Genomic DNA, 15,871 nt, shown 5'->3' with positions numbered 1-15,871 from the left:
CGGCACCGGTTGCTGCGGCCGATGGCGAGGCCGCACCGGCCTACATCGGCATCGACGACTTCGCCAAGCTGGATCTGCGCATCGGCAAGGTGCTGGTCTGCGAGTTCGTGGAAGGGTCGGACAAGCTGCTGCGTTTCGAACTCGACGCCGGTGACCTGGGCAAGCGCCAGATCTTCTCCGGCATCCGCGCCAGCTACGGCGAGCCGGAACAGCTGGTCGGCCGCAGCGTGGTCTTCATCGCCAACCTGGCCCCGCGCAAGATGCGCTTCGGCCTGAGCGAAGGCATGATCCTGTCGGCCGGTTTCGACGGCGGCGCACTTGCCCTGCTGGACGTCGACAGCGCCGCGTTGCCGGGCATGCCGGTCCGCTGATCGCTGCGGCAGGGCGGCCACCGGGTCGCCCTGCCACGCTCTTCTGCCTGGAGGTGTGGGTTGGAACTGGCGCTGTTCGATTTCGACCACACGGTCACCACCTGCGATACCTACGGGCGTTTCCTGCGCCGCGTGGCGACCCCCGAACAGCTTGCACAGGCCTGGTGGAAAGTCGGCCCGTGGCTGCTGGCCTATCGCCTGAAGCTGATCTCCGCGCAACGCATCCGCGCCCGTGTCACCCGCCTGACCTTCACCGGCCGCCATCTCGAGGACATCACCGCCCAGGCCGCCGGCTACGCACGTGAGGTGCTGCCGCAGGTGATGCGGCCGGAGATGCTCGAGCAGATCCACTGGCACCTCAAGCAACACCACACCGTGGTGATCGTGTCCGGCTCGCTGGACCTGTACCTGCGCCCGTGGTGCGAGGCGATGGGGCTGGATCTGATCTGCAACCGGGTGGAGAGCCGCGACGGACGCCTCACCGGGCGCTACGCCGAGGGCGACTGCGCGCCGCACAAGGTGGAGCACATCCGCCGGCGTTACGACCTCGCGCGCTACCTGCGCATCCACGCCTACGGCGACAGCCGCGAAGACCGCCCGATGCTCGCGCTCGCCCACGAGCGCTGGTATCGCGGCAAGCCCATGAAGCCGCGTCGGGATTCGCCGGCTACACCACCACCGGCCCGGGACAGCCGGGCCTGATGCCCCACCGCGCAGCCACCGCCACGCCATGAGCCTCCCCATCGACACCCTGACCGAACGCCTCGACCGGCTGTTGCCGCAGACCCAATGCGGGCAATGCGGTTACGACGGCTGCCGTCCGTATGCCGAGGCGATGGCACGCGGCGAGGCGGGCACCGATCACTGCCCGCCGGGCGGTGATGCCGGTGCGCGTGCCTTGGCGAATGTCCTGGGCGTGGCGGCGGTGCCGTTCGACCGCACGCGCGGTGCACACAAGGCACCGCAGGTCGCGGTGGTGATCGAAGCCGACTGCATCGGCTGCACCAAGTGCATCCAGGCCTGCCCGGTGGATGCCATCGTCGGCGGCGCCAAGTACATGCACACCGTCATCGCCGATCTGTGCACGGGCTGCGAGTTGTGCATCCCGCCGTGCCCAGTGGACTGCATCGACCTGGTCAGCGCGCCCTGATCCTTGCGTCGGCCGCTATGCGTCTTGCGGCGGCGGCAGGGTCTGGGCGCACGGCGATGCGTCGATCACCATGGCGCCCAGCGGGTGCGCGGTGCGCTTACGGCAATGCCGCCGTCACCACGATCTCCACTTTCCAGCTCGCATCCGCCAGCTTGGCTTCCACCGTCGCGCGGGCCGGGGTCATGCCGGCCACCACCCACTCATCCCACGCGGCATTCATGCCGGCGAAATCATTGATATCGGCCAGGAAGATTTCCGCGCGCAGGATGTGCTGCTTGTCACTGGCCACCAGCGCCAGCAGCTTGTCGATCTCTTCCAGCACCTGGCGGGTCTGGCCGGTGATGTCCTGGGTGGTGTCTTCGGGGATCTGCCCGGACAGATAGGCGACCTTGTTGTGCACGGTCATTTCGGACATGCGCGGACCAACGTCGAAACGTTCCAACATGGCGATTACTCCTCTGGATGGAACCGCATTGTCACCGATGCGGCGCGCGCCTGCCGGGCCCGGTGCGCAAAGCAGCCACAGCCCGCACACCGCGCCCGCTTGGCAAGCGTCGGCATCAGGCGCACGATTTGCCGGTCAGGCGGCCACGCCTGTGTTGACTCTTTCATCGCCCACCCCGGAGCACGCTGTACCGATGACCGACACTGCCCCTGCTCCCCCGCCGGCCCGCGCCCCCTGGCGCCGCGCCGCGACCGTCGTCATCCCGCTGGTGATCCTGGCCTTGGCCCTGCGTGGGCTGGCCAACGAATTCGATGAGCATGGCTACCGCGCCATCCGCGAGGCGTTCCGGCATCTGGGCGCCGGCCAGATCGCGCTGACCGTGCTGCTTGGCCTGGCCAGCTATGCCTGCCTGATCGGCTTCGATGCGATCGGCCTGCGCCGCAGCGGCAAGCGCCTGCACCCGGCGCGGGTCGGCATCACCGCGTTCCTGGCGCATACGCTGGGGCAGACCCTGGGCTTTGCGGCCCTCACCGGCGGTGCCGTGCGCCTGCGTGGCTATGGCCGTGCCGGGCTGAGCCTGGGCGAGATCGGCCAGGTGGTGTTGATGAGCACACTGGGCTTCGTATTCGGTGCGTGGCTGCTGCTGGCGTTGGCCTTCCTGCTTGAACCCGGCGCGGCGGCGCTGGCGCTGCCGATCCCGGTGCAGGCGGTGCGGGTCATTGGCGTTCTCGGCCTGCTGGCCTATGCCGGCACGGTGCTGCTGGTCGGGCGTGAAGGCCGCAGTTTCCAGATCCGCGGGCATGCCTTGTGGCTGCCCGACCGCCGCACGATGCTCGGTGTCACTGCGCTGAGCGTGGTCGAACTGGTGCTGGCCAGTGCGGCGTTCTATGTGCTGCTGCCGATGGATACGCCAACCGGCCTGCCCGGTTTCGTCGGGCTGTATCTGGTCGCGGTGCTGGCGGGCCTGATCTCCAGCGTGCCAGCTGGCCTGGGCGTGTTCGAGTGGAGCCTGCTCAAGCTGTTGCCGCAGGTGGCGCCCGCTGCGGTGCTGGCGGCGGCGCTGATCTACCGCGTGACCTATTACGTGCTGCCGCTGCTGCTGGCTACGGTGCTGGCAGTTGCGCCGGCGCTGCGCCGCCCGCTGCGTGCCGGTGCTGGTGCGACCCGGGTCGGCTGGACCGCGCTGCGCCCGTGGCTGCCGCAGATCATCGCGCTGGCGGTGTTCGGCGTCGGCGCAGCACTGGTGATCGACGGCACCCTGCCGACGCCGCGCCGGCACCTGATCTCCGCCTCGCTGCCGATCCTGGAAACCTCGCACCTGCTGGGCAGTCTGGCCGGTGTCGCGCTGCTGCTGATCGGCCAGGGCCTGCAGCGGCGCAGCCACGCCGCGTGGATGCTCGCGCTCGGCATCTGTGTGCTCTCGCCCTTGCCGATCTGGCTGCGCGGTGGGCAGGTGCTGATCGCGCTGTCGGCGCTGCTGGTGGCTGCCGCGCTGTGGGCCTCGCGCCGCGAGTTCTATCGCCAGGGCGCATTGCTGGACGAGGCCTGGTCATGGCCGTGGATCCGCAACCTCGGGCTGGTGCTGGTCGCGGTGATCTGGCTGCTGTTCTTCGTCTACAGCCACGTGGAATACCAGAACGAGCTGTGGTGGCAGTTCGCGCTGCAGGGCAACGCGCCACGCGCGCTGCGTGCCTTGTTGCTGGTAGCGATCGCGCTGACCATCTTCGGCCTGGCACGGTTGCTGCACAGCACGCGCAGTCCGTTGCCGGCGGCCGATGCCTCCACGCTGGACGCGCTCGCCCCGATCTTGGCAGCAGCCGAAGACACCCAGGCGTGCCTGGTACTCACCGCGGACAAGGCGGTGCTGCGTGATGAGGCGCAGCGGGGCTTCGTGATGATGCAGCGCTACGGCGGCTCGTTGATTGCGATGGGCGATCCGGTCGGCCCGCCCGACGTGGTGCGTGCGCTGATCTGGCGCTTCCGTGAGGAAGCCGATCGGCTCGGCCTGCGCCCGGTGTTCTACCAGGTCGGTGAGGCGCACTGGCAGACCTATCTCGACCTCGGCCTGACCCTGGTCAAGCTTGGCGAAGAGGCGATGGTGCCGCTGCAGGCGTTCACGCTGGAAGGCCGCGATCGCGCGGATCTGCGCCAAGCCTGGAACCGCGGCAAGCGCGGTGGCTTGAGCTTCCGGGTGGCGGCGCCCGAGGAAGTACCGGGATTGCTGCCGGCGTTGTCGGTGGTCTCCCAGCAGTGGCTGGATGACAAGGCCGGCGATGAGAAGGGCTTTTCGCTGGGCAGTTTCGATCCGGCCTACCTGTCACGCTTTCCGGTCGCGCTGGTCGAAGCCGAAGGCCGCATCGTGGCCTTCGCCAATCTGTGGCAGGCACCGGCCGGCAATGAGCTGTCGGTCGACCTGATGCGGCATGTCGATGATGCGCCCAAGGGCACCATGGATTTCCTGTTCATCGAGCTGTTCCTGTGGGGCCGCGAGCAGGGTTTCCACCGGTTCTCGCTGGGCATGGCACCGCTGTCCGGGCTGGCCCAGCATCGCCTGGCCGGGCGCTGGAACCGCTTCGCCAACGTGGTCGCGCGGCATGGCGAACGCTTCTACGGCTTCAGCGGCCTGCGCCGTTTCAAGTCGAAGTTCGCCCCGGTCTGGCGCGCACGTTATCTGGCCGCGCCAGGCGGTGTGCACCTGCCCGCCGCCCTGCTTGATGCGACACGGCTGATCTCACTGGACCCGCGCCGGCACGATTGAGTCTGTGCCGGCAGAGACCGCAGGCGCTCAGCGCGCCGGCAGACGCTGGACGATGGTATCGGCGAGACGGTCGTAATCGCCCTTGAAGTGATGGTCGCCGGGGAGCTTGATGACCTGCGCATTGCCACCGGCCGGAAGCGACGGGCACAGCGCGTCGCCATCGTCTTCGCCGAAGACGCACAACGTTTTGCCGGCAGGCAGCTTGGCCACCTCCGGCGCGATCGGCAGGCCATCGCCACCGCCGCCGAGCCAGTTGCTGACATGGAACTCATAGTCGGCGGTCTTGCCCACCGAGAGCAGCGCGATCATCGAGACCGATTCCCGGGTAGCCGGTGACAGCTGATTGATTGCCGCCGGCAGCACATCGGCGCCCTGCGAGAAACCGACCAGCACCACGTTGCGGCGCTGCCACTGGCGGCTGTAGTGCGTGGCGATGCGCTCCAGATCGCGGGCGAAGCCCTCAGGCGTGCGTGCGGTCCAGAAGTAGCGCAGCGAATCCACCCCGACCACCGGCACCCCGGCCTCGCTCAGCGACGCGGCCACCTCCTTGTCCAGCCCGGCCCAGCCGCCATCGCCGGAGACGAAGATGGCGAAGGTGTCGCCCGGCTTGCTCGACGGCACATCGACCACCGGCAGGCCCTTGAGGTCATCCGGCGGCGGCGCCAGGCTGACGCCCTTCTGCGCGCCGATCACCTTGGCCGCGGCCAGCAGGCCGGGCAACGCGTCGCCCCGCGCGGTGCGCTCGAACTGGCGCCCCATGCCGACCTTGCGCACGAATGCGGCCGACTCGCCGGCCGGGCAATGCACATCGCCGGCAGCGTTCAACCACGGGAAATTCAGTTCCGCCGGCTGCAGGCGGCCGTGGCTGCTGCCGGCGCCGCAGACCTTGCGCTCGCGCACGCCCGAGGGGCAGAAGCCGGTGGTAAGCAGTCCAGCGAATACCTGGATATCGGCCTCTGCGGCCACCGCGTACGCCAGCGCCGCGCCCTCGCCATCGCCGCCGATCAGCGGCAGGTGGTAGCCCGGCACGTGCAGATAGGCCTGGAACCAGCGCGAGAAATTCTCCACATCGCCGGCACCGAACTCGCAATCACCGCTCTTCTCGCGGGCCAGCACCTGGCGCAGATGCGCGACATCGACCTGGGCAACCAGCGCGCCTTCGGCACGCAGCGCATCGATACGCTGCTGGCTGTCGGGGTGGCCGGCAGTGCCGTCGAACCACACCACCACCCGCTGCGGGTGACCGTCCGGGAGGTACACCGGCACGTTCTCGAAACGACCGTGACTGAGCGGCGGCGGCGCGGCCAGCGCCTGTCCGGACATCCCCGCCAGCACCACACCCAGCATCATCCCCCAACCGGCTCGCCGCATCGTCGCGCATCCCATGACTAGTGTGCCAACGATACGCCCCTGCCCTGCCAAGGGCATGTACACAGCGTGGCCGGACGCTCAGCGCGCGTCGCGACGCGCCTGCCGCCACAGCTGCCAGGCCACCGCGACCAGCCACACCAGCACCACGGCGATCACCAGCTTCTGCCCGGCGCCGCGCGGCGGGCCGCGCCACAGCACGTGCAGCCACAGCAGCACGAAGCACAGCCAGGCCCACCACCAGACCGGCCCGGCCCAGCCGCGCCAGCGCGGATCGGCACGTAGATACCAGCTCTGCAGCAGCATCGCCACACTCACGCACAGGAATGCGGTATTGGCCGACAGCCCGTGCACCAGCGGTGCCAGCAGCGGCGCGCGCTCGGGCAGCCAGCTGTCGCCGATCGCCACGCCCATCAGGCCCAGCGCGGCTACCCAGAACAGCAGGGGGGCCGCTGCACTGCGTCGCGGCGAGCGACTGTTGGCATGCAGGGAGACGGCCAGCAGCATGATCGCCAGCGCCAGCAGGCAGTAAGCGGTGCGCAATGCCAGCCCCCACGGGCCATGCAGGTACAGGCTCAGGGTGGCCTGCACCCAGTCCAGGTCATCGCGTGCCCATTGCGTCCACAGCGCGGTAGCGATGAACAGCCCCAGCGCCATCAGCGTGGTCAGGGCGGCACGTCCGTGATGCTGCGCGGGCCAGCGGGAAGGGCATGGCAGGGGACGCGACATCTCCAGCTCCTGGGGTCAGTCGGTGGACTCGGGGTGACGCTCCTTCCAGGCGGCCAGCGCGGCGCGATAGCGCTGCAGCTCATCGCTGTACAGATCCAGCACGCACAGCGGGCAGCCGCTGCCGCAGCACTCGTTGGGGCCGGGCTCTTCCGGCGGCTGCGGACGCGGATCGGGATCTGGAACGGACACGGACATGGCCACACACGTAGGGAAAACAGCGCGCACAGTGTAGCGGGCGTGGTTCAGCGCTCAACCCGCCGGCGCAGATTGTCGCGCGCGGCCGCATCCAGCCGCTGATGGAAGAAGTCGCTCAGGAAGATCCGCGGTTGCGCCAGTACCTGCTTGAGAAAGCGCCGGCGGTTGAGCCGGAACAGGAAGCCCGGCACGTGCCCGGCGTACTCCTCGGCGATGCCCCGGTCGTACGCATCGAACACCGCCGCCGGCGCCCCCAGAATGGCCATGTCGCAATCCAGGAACAGCGCCGCCTCCGGGTCGACGTCGCCGGGCGCGAGCTTGCTGTGGCGGGCGGTCAGTTCGATCAGCTCGACCACCCGCGTCGCATCGATCCCGGCCTCCGGCAGCCACCGTGCGATGGCCTGGCGTGCCATGTCGGCCGAGCGCGCTTCGTTGTCGCCCCGGCCCGCGTCGTAGATGGCGTCGTGGTAGAGCGCGGCCAACTGCACCTCACGCGGCCGGACCCAGCCCGGACCGGCCTCGGCAACCGTGCGGCAGTGCTGCAGGACGGCCTGGACGTGCGACCAGTTGTGATACGCCCGCGGCGGCAGGGCGTAGGCGGTTTCCAGCGCGGCAAGCTGCCCGGCGGGCAGCGGAATCGGTTCGACGTGCATGCACGCATGATTGGCCGTCGCAGCGACGCTGGCAAGCCGGGCGGTGCTTTTTTGACCACCTTCACAGAACCGTTGCCGCGCAGTGGGTGCGTCCGGTTATCCACATGTTTGTCGACCGCTGATCCACATCCCCTGTGGATGGCGCGATCGGCCGATGAACGGCATGCCGGCGCCCGACGACCCGCCTAGACTGGCGTGGACGGACCCCAACGCCTCGCGAGGTGACGGCGATGACCGCATGCAGACTCTTCCTGATCGCGTGGATGGCCGTGGCCGCCACGCCGGTCTGGGCGGCCGACACGGCGCCGCCGGCCGCAGCTGAGCCAAGCGCCACCGCACTGCCCACGCCGGCGCAGATCCTTGAGGTGCCCGCCCCGCTGCTCGCCCTGCTGCACGAACGGGTCATCGATCCGGGCTACGCGCGCGAGCGCCGCCTGCAGCGGCTGGTCGAGATGATCTTCGACGAACACGGGCTGCACCTGGCCTACGACCCCGACGCGACCCATACGATCGGTGAAACGTGGCAGACGCGGCGCGCCAACTGCCTCTCGTTCACCCTGCTGTTCGTCACCCTTGCCAACCTCGCCGGCATCGATGCGCATGTCCAGGAAGTGGCGCAGGTGGTGAGCTGGTACCAGGCCTCCGGGGTGATCTACAGCGTGGGCCACGTCAACGCGGGCATCGTGCTGGACGGGCGCAGCGGCACGGTCGATCTGGACCACAGCGTGCTGTATGACCGCCTCGGCCCGCAGCGCATCAACCGGCAACGCACGCTGGCGCATTTCTACAACAACCGCGGGGCCGACCGCATGGCCGCCGGCGATACCGGGGGCGCGCGCGCCTACTTCCGCGCCGCGCTGGGCATGGCGCCGGACTTCGTGGCCGCCTGGAACAACCTGGGCGTTCTGGATGCGCGCATGGGCAGGCTGGACCAGGCCCGCAGGGACTATGGAACCGCCCTGCGCCTGCAACCGCGGCATGGCGCCAGCCTGAGCAATGCCAGCACGCTGTACCGGCGCACGGGCGACACCCGGCAGGCCGGCCTGCTGGCCAGCCGGCTGGCGCGCGTACAGCGCGACGATCCCTTCGCCCAGTACATGTTCGGCGCCCAGGCCGAGCAGCGCCGGGACTACGCCGCGGCGGTGCGTTTCTACCGCCGGGCCGTCCGCCTCTACGAGACCGCCCATCCCTTCCACTTCGCGCTGGCCCGGAGTTACTTCCTGGCCGGCGATGCGCGCCGGGCCTCGATCGAAATGCAGCGCGCACGGGATCTGGCCGGCGAAAACGGCGACGCCCTCAGATCCCGCTACCAGGCCAAGCTGGACAGCCTGCAGCGCTGGCGCCAGCGCGGCACCAACGCCAACTGAGCCGGCTCAGGCCTTCTTGAGGAAGCAGGTCTTCAGGACCAGGCCCTTGATCTTTTCCGAGTTGCCTTCGATGTGCTCGGCATCGTCCTCGACCAGGCGGATATTGCGGATCACGGTGCCCTGCTTGAGCGGGATCGAGGAGCCCTTCACCTTCAGGTCCTTGATCACGGTCACGGTGTCGCCGGCGGCCAGCACGTTGCCGTTGCTGTCGCGTACCACCAGGGCCTCGCCGCCACCGTCACCGGCCGCCCACTCGTGGCCGCAATCCGCGCAGATGAACAGCGCGCCATCGGCATAGGTGTTTTCCAGGGTGCACTGCGGGCAGGCGGGAATGGCGGACATCGACAGCTCTTCGGTTACGAAACGGCCGTTAGTGTAACCGCCCGTTACCGGCTGCCCTTGCGTCGGCGGTCCCGTTGCCGCAAAGTGCGCGCCCCCTGACCACCGGCCCGGCCCCCGCATGAAACTCGGCATCGACTTTGGCACCAGCAACTCCGCCGCCGCCGTGGTGATCGACGGCAAGGTCGTGCCGATCCAGTTCGGCCAGGCCGAACAGTTCCGCACCACGGTGTATTTCCCCGAGGTGATGCGCGACCCGAACGACTTCGAACTGACCCCGGCGCTGGAACACGATCTGGCCCGGCTGGTCGACGCGGCCGCGCGCGATGCCCGCGCCGCCGGCCAGGAGCGTACCCCCGATGCACTGCGCCGCGAGGCCCTGCGCGTGGTGCGCCGGCAGTGGATGGAAGAGCAGATGCGCGCCCCGCTCAGCTCCACCACCCTGCTGCAGAACGCGGTCTACGGCGATGACGCGCTGGAGGCCTACTTCGAAGAGAACGAAGGCAACCTGGTGCAGAGCCCCAAGTCGATGCTCGGCTACAACCTGCACCCGCGTGCGCGCCAGACCATCGCCGGCATCGCCACGCACATCCTCGAGCACATCCGCCTGACCGCCTCGCGCCAGCTGGACACGCCGATCCGCACCGCCACGCTGGGCCGCCCGGTCCAGTTCCGCAGCTCGATCGGCGAGGCCGGCAACGCGCAGGCGCTGGAGATCCTGCACGGTGCGGCGATCGCAGCCGGCTTCGACAGCATCGATTTCCTCGAAGAGCCGGCGGCCGCCGCGATGCATTACCACGCCGAGAGCCCGCAGGAGCATGACGCGGTGGTGGTGGATATCGGCGGTGGTACCACCGATGTCGCCCATGCGCGCGTGGGCGGCGGCCAGGCCCCGACCATCCACCGCGCCTGGGGTATCGCCCGTGGCGGTACCGATATCGATCTGGCGCTGAGTCTGGGCGGCTACATGCCGTTGTTCGGCCGCGGCATCACCCGCGTGCCGGCGCACCACTATGTAGAAGCGGCGATGGTGCAGGACATGACCCGCCAGCGTGATTTCCGCCAGCACACCTACCGTGATGTGGACGCGCCGTTCGGCCCGCGCCTGACCGCCCTGCAGGACACCGGCAATACCGCGCGCCTGTATCGTGAAGTCGAGCGCTGCAAGATCGCCCTCAGCAGCGTGGCCAGCCACGACAGCGCGCTGGACTTCATCGAGCGCGGCCTGCAGATGCAGATCGATGCCTCGCGGCTGGAGACCGCCGCCGGCGGGTATCTGGGCGAGCTGACCGCCCTGCTGGAGCAGGTGCGCAGCGACATCGGCCACGACCCGGCAGCGGTGTTCCTGACCGGCGGCATGTCGCGCGCCGGCTACCTGCAGCAGGCCGTGGCCAACGCGTTCCCGGGCTCGACCCTGGTTCGCGGAAATCCGTCCTTCGGTGTGGTGCACGGGCTGGCATTGGCCGCCGCCAACTGATCCACCGGCAGCGCCAGGCCTTGCCCCGCAAGGCCTGAAGAGGCGTGAACGGCCTTATTAACAAAACGTTACGCCGAAAGCGCTATCATCTTTCGGCTTCAAAGCGCAATGCGCTTGACGCAACAAGCACCATCTTCCGGGCCTCCCAGGCCACCGTCCTCTTCGATGCTGCCACCGTCCGGACCTGTCCGCGGTGCCGGGATCGCTCATCGCTGTGATCCGGCTCGTTCACAGCCTGCTGCACCCCGAGCCGCCAAGAGACACTCAGATTGGGCGAACGCCTGGCTGCACTTCTTACATCGTCCGAGCCCGACCCCATCGATTGCCGTCGTTGCGACGCGGTGTGCTGTCGGCTCACCGTCACCGTCATGCCTGACGACAACGTGCCCGGTTACCTGCTGGACACCGATGCGCGTGGCGGCACGGTGATGGCACGCAACGAAGAAGGCTGGTGCGCTGCGATCGACCCGTATCACCTGCGCTGCACGATCTACTCGCAGCGACCCGCGATCTGCCGTCAGTTCGACATGGGCGGCGATGATTGCCGCCTCGTGCGGCAGGACTACCGTCGACAACAGCAGGATCTGTCGACGTTTTCTTCCACGCTTCATCCATAGCAGGAGCATCCATGGCTCGTACGCCAAAGACCTCCCCCAAGGCAAGCAACACCGTTCGCGTCGACCGCAAGCAAGGGTCCAACTCCGCCGTCAGCAGCCAGAGCATCGCTGCGGATCTGGCTGCCTTCCGTAAAGGTGGCGGCAAGATCGAAGTGCTGGGCAATACCCTGGCGCTGAAGAAAGCCGGCTGACGTTGCTGCCGACCGCACCGGCATTGGCCGGTGCGGTGGCCGCACTCAGCGGCCCAGGCTGACCCGCACGCTCCCGGAATGGGAGTTGATCGAAATATCCCCATCGCCCGACCCCAGACGCGCATCCAGGCTGCTGCCCGGGCCATAACGCGGCTTTTCCACCTGCCCGGCGTCGGACTGGATGCCACCGCTGAACGTCTTGACGTTCAACTGCGCCGAGACAGTGGCCGGCAGCTTCAGCGCGACCGAACCGCTGACCGTCTGCATCGTCACCTTGCCGCCCGGCGCCATGCCGGTCGCGCTCACGTCCAGGCTGCCCGAGACGGTTTCCACCGCCAGCCGCTGGATCCGCCCGGCATTGACGTTGACCCGGCCGGAAACCGATTCGGCCGCCACTTCCCCTGACGCCCCACCGCCGGCCAGCAACTGGCCACTGACCGTGCGCGCATCCAGGCGTGCGGTCTGCAGCTGCGAGCGGATGCCACCACTGACCGTGTTCAACGTGGTCTCGCCACTGCGCCCGGCCGCGGTGATGCTGCCGCTGACACTGTTGGCCTGCAGGCGGCGCACGTCGATGTCGGCGACGTCGATGTCGGCGCTGATGGTGCCCAGCTGCACTTCCACCGAACGCGGCACGCGCAGCTCCAGGGTCGCCCCGCCGTTGCTGCGGCCACGCGGGTACTCCACTTCCCAGCGCACCCGGTTGCTGCTCTTGTCCTGCTTGAGGGTGAGCCCATCGGCCATCGAACCGGTCAGCGCCACGTCGCTGCGGTCCCAGCCGCGCACGGTCACTTTGCCGGCGATGTTGCTGATCTCCACGCGGCCGCCGGCCCCCAGTGGGTGGCGCTCATTGACGTTGGTGGCGGCCTGGGCAACCAGCGGCAGGCACAGGGCCAGGGCGGCGATCAGGGACAGAGGAATGCGCATGGGGTTCTCCTTCAAGTGGGCAGGCCGGCGGACAGCACCGCCTGCTGGGTGAGTTCCAGCCGCAGCGCGTAGGTACGCTGCAGTTGCCCGAGCAGATAGCGCGAGCGGGGATTTTCAGCGATGGCCGCGCGGATGTTGTCCGCGCTGGCGTCGAGTTCATGCAGGGCCGGGCGCCACTCATCGGTGAGATCGGCACTGGGCAGAGCTGCAATGGCCTGCTGGTATTCACCGGCCATCGCATCGGCCTGGCGTTGCAGCAGCGATGGTGCCGGCGTGTGCGGGACCGGCGTCGGCACCACCATCAGCAGCGCCAGCGCGGCGGCCAGGCCGAGCCCGATGCGCAGCGGCCAGCGTTGCCGCCGGCGGCGTGTCGGCAGCGTTGCCACCGCAACCGCCGGGGCCGGGGCCGGGGCCTGGGCCTGGGCCTGGCCTGGCAGCTGCGCGGCAATGCCCTGCCACACCCGTGCCGGCGGGACGCGCTCGGTTGGCAGGGCGCGCAGGCGTGCACTCAGCTCGTCGTGAGCGGACAGTTCGTCGTGATCGGAATCATGGGGGGTCATGCGGTTTCTCCTAGGCGTGCACGCAGCAGGCCGCGCGCACGGTGCAGCTGTGCTTTGGAACTGCCGACGGCCATCTGCAGCTGGTCGGCGATTTCCTGGTGTTTCCACCCTTCGATGTCATGCAGGACCAGGACCGCGCGGGCCCGTGGCGGCAGTGTTTCCAACGCGCGCTCCAGGTCCATCGAGGTGCCGGCGCAGCGGTCCTGGGCGGGCAGCATGGCCAGCGACTCCCAGCCCTCCTCACCGGCATCGCGCGCATCGCCGGTGGCGTTGGCGCGCAGTTCCATCAGCGCTGCATTCACGCCCAGGCGGTGCAGCCAGGTGCCCAGGCTGCTTTCGAAACGGAAGCCCGGCAGGGCGCGCCATGCCTGCAGGAAGGCCTCCTGCAGGGCATCCTCGGCGCGGGCCGCGTGGCCGCCGCACAGCCGCCACAGCACGGCGTATACACGCGGCGAATGCCGTCGGTAGATGCGTTCGTACGCGGTCACGTCGCCGGCCGCCGCGGCACGCACCAGGGCGTGGTCATCGGCGGCGTCGGCCTGGGTCGTGGCGCTGGAGGCGGGCATGGTCGTGTCGAGCATATCCGTTGGATGCGGGGGGCATGGAAAAGGTTTAAGCCCGTTCTGACTTTCTTTTCAGGTGCCTCCGCTTGGGGCTGCTGCGAGCGTGAGGGCCCCGTAGCAACCGGCAGGCCCCTCGGCAAATGTCGCCCGGCCGCCGCCTTAAGGCGACGACCTCCTCCTTGATTTTGCCCAGGGGCCTACCGGCCGCTACGGGACTCGCGTGTGGCACGCGTGCGGCAAGGCGGATTATTTCTGCGGTCTTTAAACCTTCCTGGCCGGCGCTGCATCCAATCCCATGTCACTACCGGCCCCCGCCAAGGAGTATTCCCATGTCTTCCAGTTGCCTGGCCCTGCTGCTCTCGCTGGCCACCGGCTGCACGCTGCCGTGGAGCCCGCTGCAGATCCAGGTCACGTTGAGGTCTGAAGCACCCGATGTCTGTGTGCAGTACGCGCAGAACGCGCCGCTGTGTGCCTCGGCGATGATCGCTGTGTTCGATGTGTACGGCAGGAAGCCGGAGTAAGCCGGCACCACGATGCGGTGAGGCGCATCGGCATTACCATGGCGGGATCGGCACTAACGCTGCAAAGGAATTCCTCCCCCATGAAAGACCATCTGCCCGCCTGGACCCACGAATGGCTGCACTACGGGGTCCCTGCCCTGCAGATTCTGGTGACCCTGCTGGTGGCCTGGCTGCTGCGGCTGGTTGCCCGGCGGCTCATCCGCCGCGTCGGTGAGCACTACACACTCCCGCCGGAAATGATCATGGGCGCGCGCCGGGTGTTCACCTTCGTGGTGTATTTCACCGTGCTGCTGATCGTGCTCAACATCGTGGGCGTCTCGGCAACGGTACTTTGGACCGCCTTCACCGGGTTCGCCGCGGTCGGCGCGGTGGCGTTCTTCGCGGCGTGGAGCGTGCTGTCCAACATCTTCTGCACGCTGCTGATCTTCACCACGCGGCCGTTCCGCCTGCACGATTACATCGAGCTGCTGGAGAACGGTGAGAAGCCTGGACTCAAGGGCCGCGTGATCGACATCAACCTGATCTACACCACATTGCAGGAAACCGGCAGCGGGCATGAAGGCACGGTGCTGCAGATGCCCAACAACATGTTCTTCCAACGCACCGTGCGCCGTTGGCGCGATCCTTCGCAGGCGCCGGGCGGGATTCAAGGGGACGGCTGAGTCCCGCCGCCGTCGGCCAGGCAATGCCCGGGCGCAGGATCGATACCTAGCGCAGCTGGCTGTCCTTGCTGCCGCGGCGGTTGTAGCCGCTGCCCTCCTGCTGGGCGGCGTCCTCTTCTTCCTGGCAGCGCACGCACAGGCGTACGCCGGGTACGGCCTTCCGCCGCGCCTCGGGAATGGGCGCGTCGCAATGCTCGCAGTGGGTCAAACCGGGGCCGTCGCGCAGCTGCGCGCGTGCCCGCTGGATGGCTTCATCGACGGTGGCGTCGATCTGATCCTGGACGGCACCGTCGCCAGCCCAACCTGTCGCCATGATGTGTCTCCCATGCCGGTGTCAGGCCACCAGCATAGACCCCGTCCACCGCGCCCAGCCAACGTAGGGCTGAACGCCCGCGGCGCCGGGTGAACGCTTCAGACGTGGCTTACCAGACCAGGTCGTCCGGCACCTGGAACTGGGCGTAGTACGCATCGTCCTCGGCGTTGCCGGTGCTCGGTTCGCTGCCGGGCTGGGCGTTGTCGAGCACGATCACACTGGCATCGCGCTCGCGGACCTTCTCGGCCGCAGCCCGCGGCAGCAGTTCGAAACCGTCGCGATGGCGCACGATCACCAGGCTGCCCGAGGCCAGCTGGCGGCGCAGCACGTTGTTGACCAGCAGGGTGCGGATCACGGTGCCGTCGTTGAAGCGGTACTCGCTCTCGCCTTCACGCTTGACCTTGTGCGCCTCGACGATCTGGCGGACCTGGGCCTGCAGCTCCTGGGCGTGGCCCTTGGCCTTGCGCTCGGCTTCCAGCGCACGATCGCGTTCCGCCTTTTCCGCACGCAGGCGCTCGGCCTCGCGCTGGCTGTCGCTGGGCGCGACGGGGGCCTTGCCGTGACGGGCTTTCACCTGTTCACGGGCGGCCTGGGAGACCTGGGATTTCTTGACCAGCCCAGCCTTGAGCAGCTGCTCCTGCAGGGGATTTGCCTTCGCCATACGC

At 68.5% G+C, this 15,871-nt stretch carries 21 protein-coding genes; 10 read left to right on the top strand and 11 right to left on the bottom strand.

The genetic code is table 11. From position 1 onward, the window contains the following. The 3 genes from metG to rnfB form a co-directional block, all read left to right on the top strand. Positions 1-371: methionine--tRNA ligase subunit beta (gene metG, locus ACW6W5_RS15470; protein WP_458233657.1), on the top strand; the 371-nt coding region annotated here is incomplete at its 5' end. Between the two features lie 60 nt (positions 372-431). Beyond that, a complete protein-coding gene (locus ACW6W5_RS15465) occupies positions 432-1,073 on the top strand; it encodes an HAD family hydrolase (RefSeq protein ID WP_152154448.1) in 642 nt (213 codons plus the stop codon). A gap of 28 nt (positions 1,074-1,101) precedes the next feature. Further along, positions 1,102-1,521 (top strand): Rnf electron transport complex subunit RnfB, encoded by a 420-nt coding sequence (gene rnfB / locus ACW6W5_RS15460; RefSeq protein WP_121038641.1) that lies wholly within the window; start codon positions 1,102-1,104, stop codon positions 1,519-1,521. 97 nt (positions 1,522-1,618) lie between these two features. Here rnfB and ACW6W5_RS15455 read toward each other — a convergent pair whose 3' ends face one another. After that, positions 1,619-1,966: a RidA family protein gene (locus ACW6W5_RS15455; protein WP_152154450.1), complete on the bottom strand. Its 348-nt coding sequence runs from the start codon at positions 1,964-1,966 to the stop codon at positions 1,619-1,621. A gap of 193 nt (positions 1,967-2,159) precedes the next feature. Between ACW6W5_RS15455 and mprF the strand changes: the two genes are divergently transcribed. Then, the gene (gene mprF / locus ACW6W5_RS15450; protein WP_152154452.1) at positions 2,160-4,724 is read left to right on the top strand and encodes a bifunctional lysylphosphatidylglycerol flippase/synthetase MprF; all 2,565 of its coding nucleotides are present in this window, start codon (positions 2,160-2,162) and stop codon (positions 4,722-4,724) included. A 27-nt stretch (positions 4,725-4,751) separates the two neighbouring features. Here mprF and ACW6W5_RS15445 read toward each other — a convergent pair whose 3' ends face one another. The 4 genes from ACW6W5_RS15445 to ACW6W5_RS15430 form a co-directional block, all read right to left on the bottom strand. Further along, the gene (locus ACW6W5_RS15445) at positions 4,752-6,095 is read right to left on the bottom strand and encodes a virulence factor family protein (RefSeq protein ID WP_152154454.1); all 1,344 of its coding nucleotides are present in this window, start codon (positions 6,093-6,095) and stop codon (positions 4,752-4,754) included. A 78-nt stretch (positions 6,096-6,173) separates the two neighbouring features. Further along, positions 6,174-6,821, bottom strand: coding sequence for a DUF998 domain-containing protein (locus ACW6W5_RS15440; protein ID WP_193222878.1), 648 nt, complete (start codon positions 6,819-6,821; stop codon positions 6,174-6,176). Positions 6,822-6,836: 15 nt separating this feature from the next. Then, positions 6,837-7,016, bottom strand: coding sequence for an oxidoreductase-like domain-containing protein (locus ACW6W5_RS15435; RefSeq protein ID WP_121038654.1), 180 nt, complete (start codon positions 7,014-7,016; stop codon positions 6,837-6,839). A 47-nt stretch (positions 7,017-7,063) separates the two neighbouring features. After that, the gene (locus ACW6W5_RS15430) at positions 7,064-7,669 is read right to left on the bottom strand and encodes an HD domain-containing protein (protein WP_152154456.1); all 606 of its coding nucleotides are present in this window, start codon (positions 7,667-7,669) and stop codon (positions 7,064-7,066) included. Positions 7,670-7,899: 230 nt separating this feature from the next. On the opposite strand from ACW6W5_RS15430, the gene ACW6W5_RS15425 reads away from it, so the two are divergent. Further along, complete coding sequence (locus ACW6W5_RS15425) at positions 7,900-9,036, top strand: tetratricopeptide repeat protein (protein WP_152154458.1); 1,137 nt, start codon at positions 7,900-7,902, stop codon at positions 9,034-9,036. Between the two features lie 6 nt (positions 9,037-9,042). On the opposite strand, the gene ACW6W5_RS15420 is transcribed toward ACW6W5_RS15425, so the two are convergent. Then, complete coding sequence (locus tag ACW6W5_RS15420) at positions 9,043-9,378, bottom strand: zinc ribbon domain-containing protein YjdM (protein ID WP_019183411.1); 336 nt, start codon at positions 9,376-9,378, stop codon at positions 9,043-9,045. Between the two features lie 118 nt (positions 9,379-9,496). Between ACW6W5_RS15420 and ACW6W5_RS15415 the strand changes: the two genes are divergently transcribed. From ACW6W5_RS15415 to ACW6W5_RS15405, 3 genes are all read left to right on the top strand, one after another. Further along, positions 9,497-10,852, top strand: a complete 1,356-nt coding sequence (locus tag ACW6W5_RS15415; RefSeq protein ID WP_121038664.1) for an Hsp70 family protein — start codon at positions 9,497-9,499, stop codon at positions 10,850-10,852. A gap of 317 nt (positions 10,853-11,169) precedes the next feature. Next, positions 11,170-11,469: a YkgJ family cysteine cluster protein gene (locus ACW6W5_RS15410; RefSeq protein WP_080114834.1), complete on the top strand. Its 300-nt coding sequence runs from the start codon at positions 11,170-11,172 to the stop codon at positions 11,467-11,469. 11 nt (positions 11,470-11,480) lie between these two features. Beyond that, positions 11,481-11,660 carry a hypothetical protein gene (locus tag ACW6W5_RS15405; RefSeq protein ID WP_019183415.1) on the top strand — a complete coding sequence of 60 codons (180 nt, stop codon included), beginning with the start codon at positions 11,481-11,483 and terminating at the stop codon, positions 11,658-11,660. Between the two features lie 45 nt (positions 11,661-11,705). Here the strand turns inward: ACW6W5_RS15405 and ACW6W5_RS15400 are convergent, their stop codons facing one another. The 3 genes from ACW6W5_RS15400 to ACW6W5_RS15390 are packed head-to-tail and all read right to left on the bottom strand — an operon-like array spanning position 11,706 to position 13,728. Continuing rightward, a complete protein-coding gene (locus ACW6W5_RS15400) occupies positions 11,706-12,587 on the bottom strand; it encodes a DUF4097 family beta strand repeat-containing protein (protein WP_121038667.1) in 882 nt (293 codons plus the stop codon). An 11-nt stretch (positions 12,588-12,598) separates the two neighbouring features. Further along, the gene (locus ACW6W5_RS15395; protein WP_152154460.1) at positions 12,599-13,147 is read right to left on the bottom strand and encodes a hypothetical protein; all 549 of its coding nucleotides are present in this window, start codon (positions 13,145-13,147) and stop codon (positions 12,599-12,601) included. Then, positions 13,144-13,728: an RNA polymerase sigma factor gene (locus tag ACW6W5_RS15390; RefSeq protein ID WP_121038673.1), complete on the bottom strand. Its 585-nt coding sequence runs from the start codon at positions 13,726-13,728 to the stop codon at positions 13,144-13,146. The genes ACW6W5_RS15395 and ACW6W5_RS15390 overlap by 4 nt, the downstream gene beginning before the upstream one ends. A 311-nt stretch (positions 13,729-14,039) precedes the next feature. Here ACW6W5_RS15390 and ACW6W5_RS15385 point away from each other — a divergent pair, with 311 nt between their 5' ends. Together ACW6W5_RS15385 and ACW6W5_RS15380 are read left to right on the top strand one after the other, a co-directional pair. Continuing rightward, positions 14,040-14,231 carry a hypothetical protein gene (locus ACW6W5_RS15385; RefSeq protein ID WP_121038676.1) on the top strand — a complete coding sequence of 64 codons (192 nt, stop codon included), beginning with the start codon at positions 14,040-14,042 and terminating at the stop codon, positions 14,229-14,231. A gap of 80 nt (positions 14,232-14,311) precedes the next feature. Next, positions 14,312-14,893: a mechanosensitive ion channel family protein gene (locus ACW6W5_RS15380; protein WP_121038679.1), complete on the top strand. Its 582-nt coding sequence runs from the start codon at positions 14,312-14,314 to the stop codon at positions 14,891-14,893. Positions 14,894-14,939: 46 nt separating this feature from the next. On the opposite strand, the gene ACW6W5_RS15375 is transcribed toward ACW6W5_RS15380, so the two are convergent. Continuing rightward, the gene (locus tag ACW6W5_RS15375) at positions 14,940-15,206 is read right to left on the bottom strand and encodes a DksA/TraR family C4-type zinc finger protein (RefSeq protein ID WP_121038682.1); all 267 of its coding nucleotides are present in this window, start codon (positions 15,204-15,206) and stop codon (positions 14,940-14,942) included. Positions 15,207-15,315: 109 nt separating this feature from the next. Beyond that, entirely contained in the window at positions 15,316-15,867 is a 552-nt protein-coding gene (locus tag ACW6W5_RS15370) for a DUF2058 domain-containing protein (RefSeq protein WP_152154461.1), read from the bottom strand. Positions 15,868-15,871: the final 4 nt, after the last annotated feature.

It is taken from the genome of Stenotrophomonas sp. IS26 (assembly GCF_054188265.1).
Note: the sequence above shows the minus strand (reverse complement) of the source record. Positions and strands in the feature narration are given on the sequence as shown.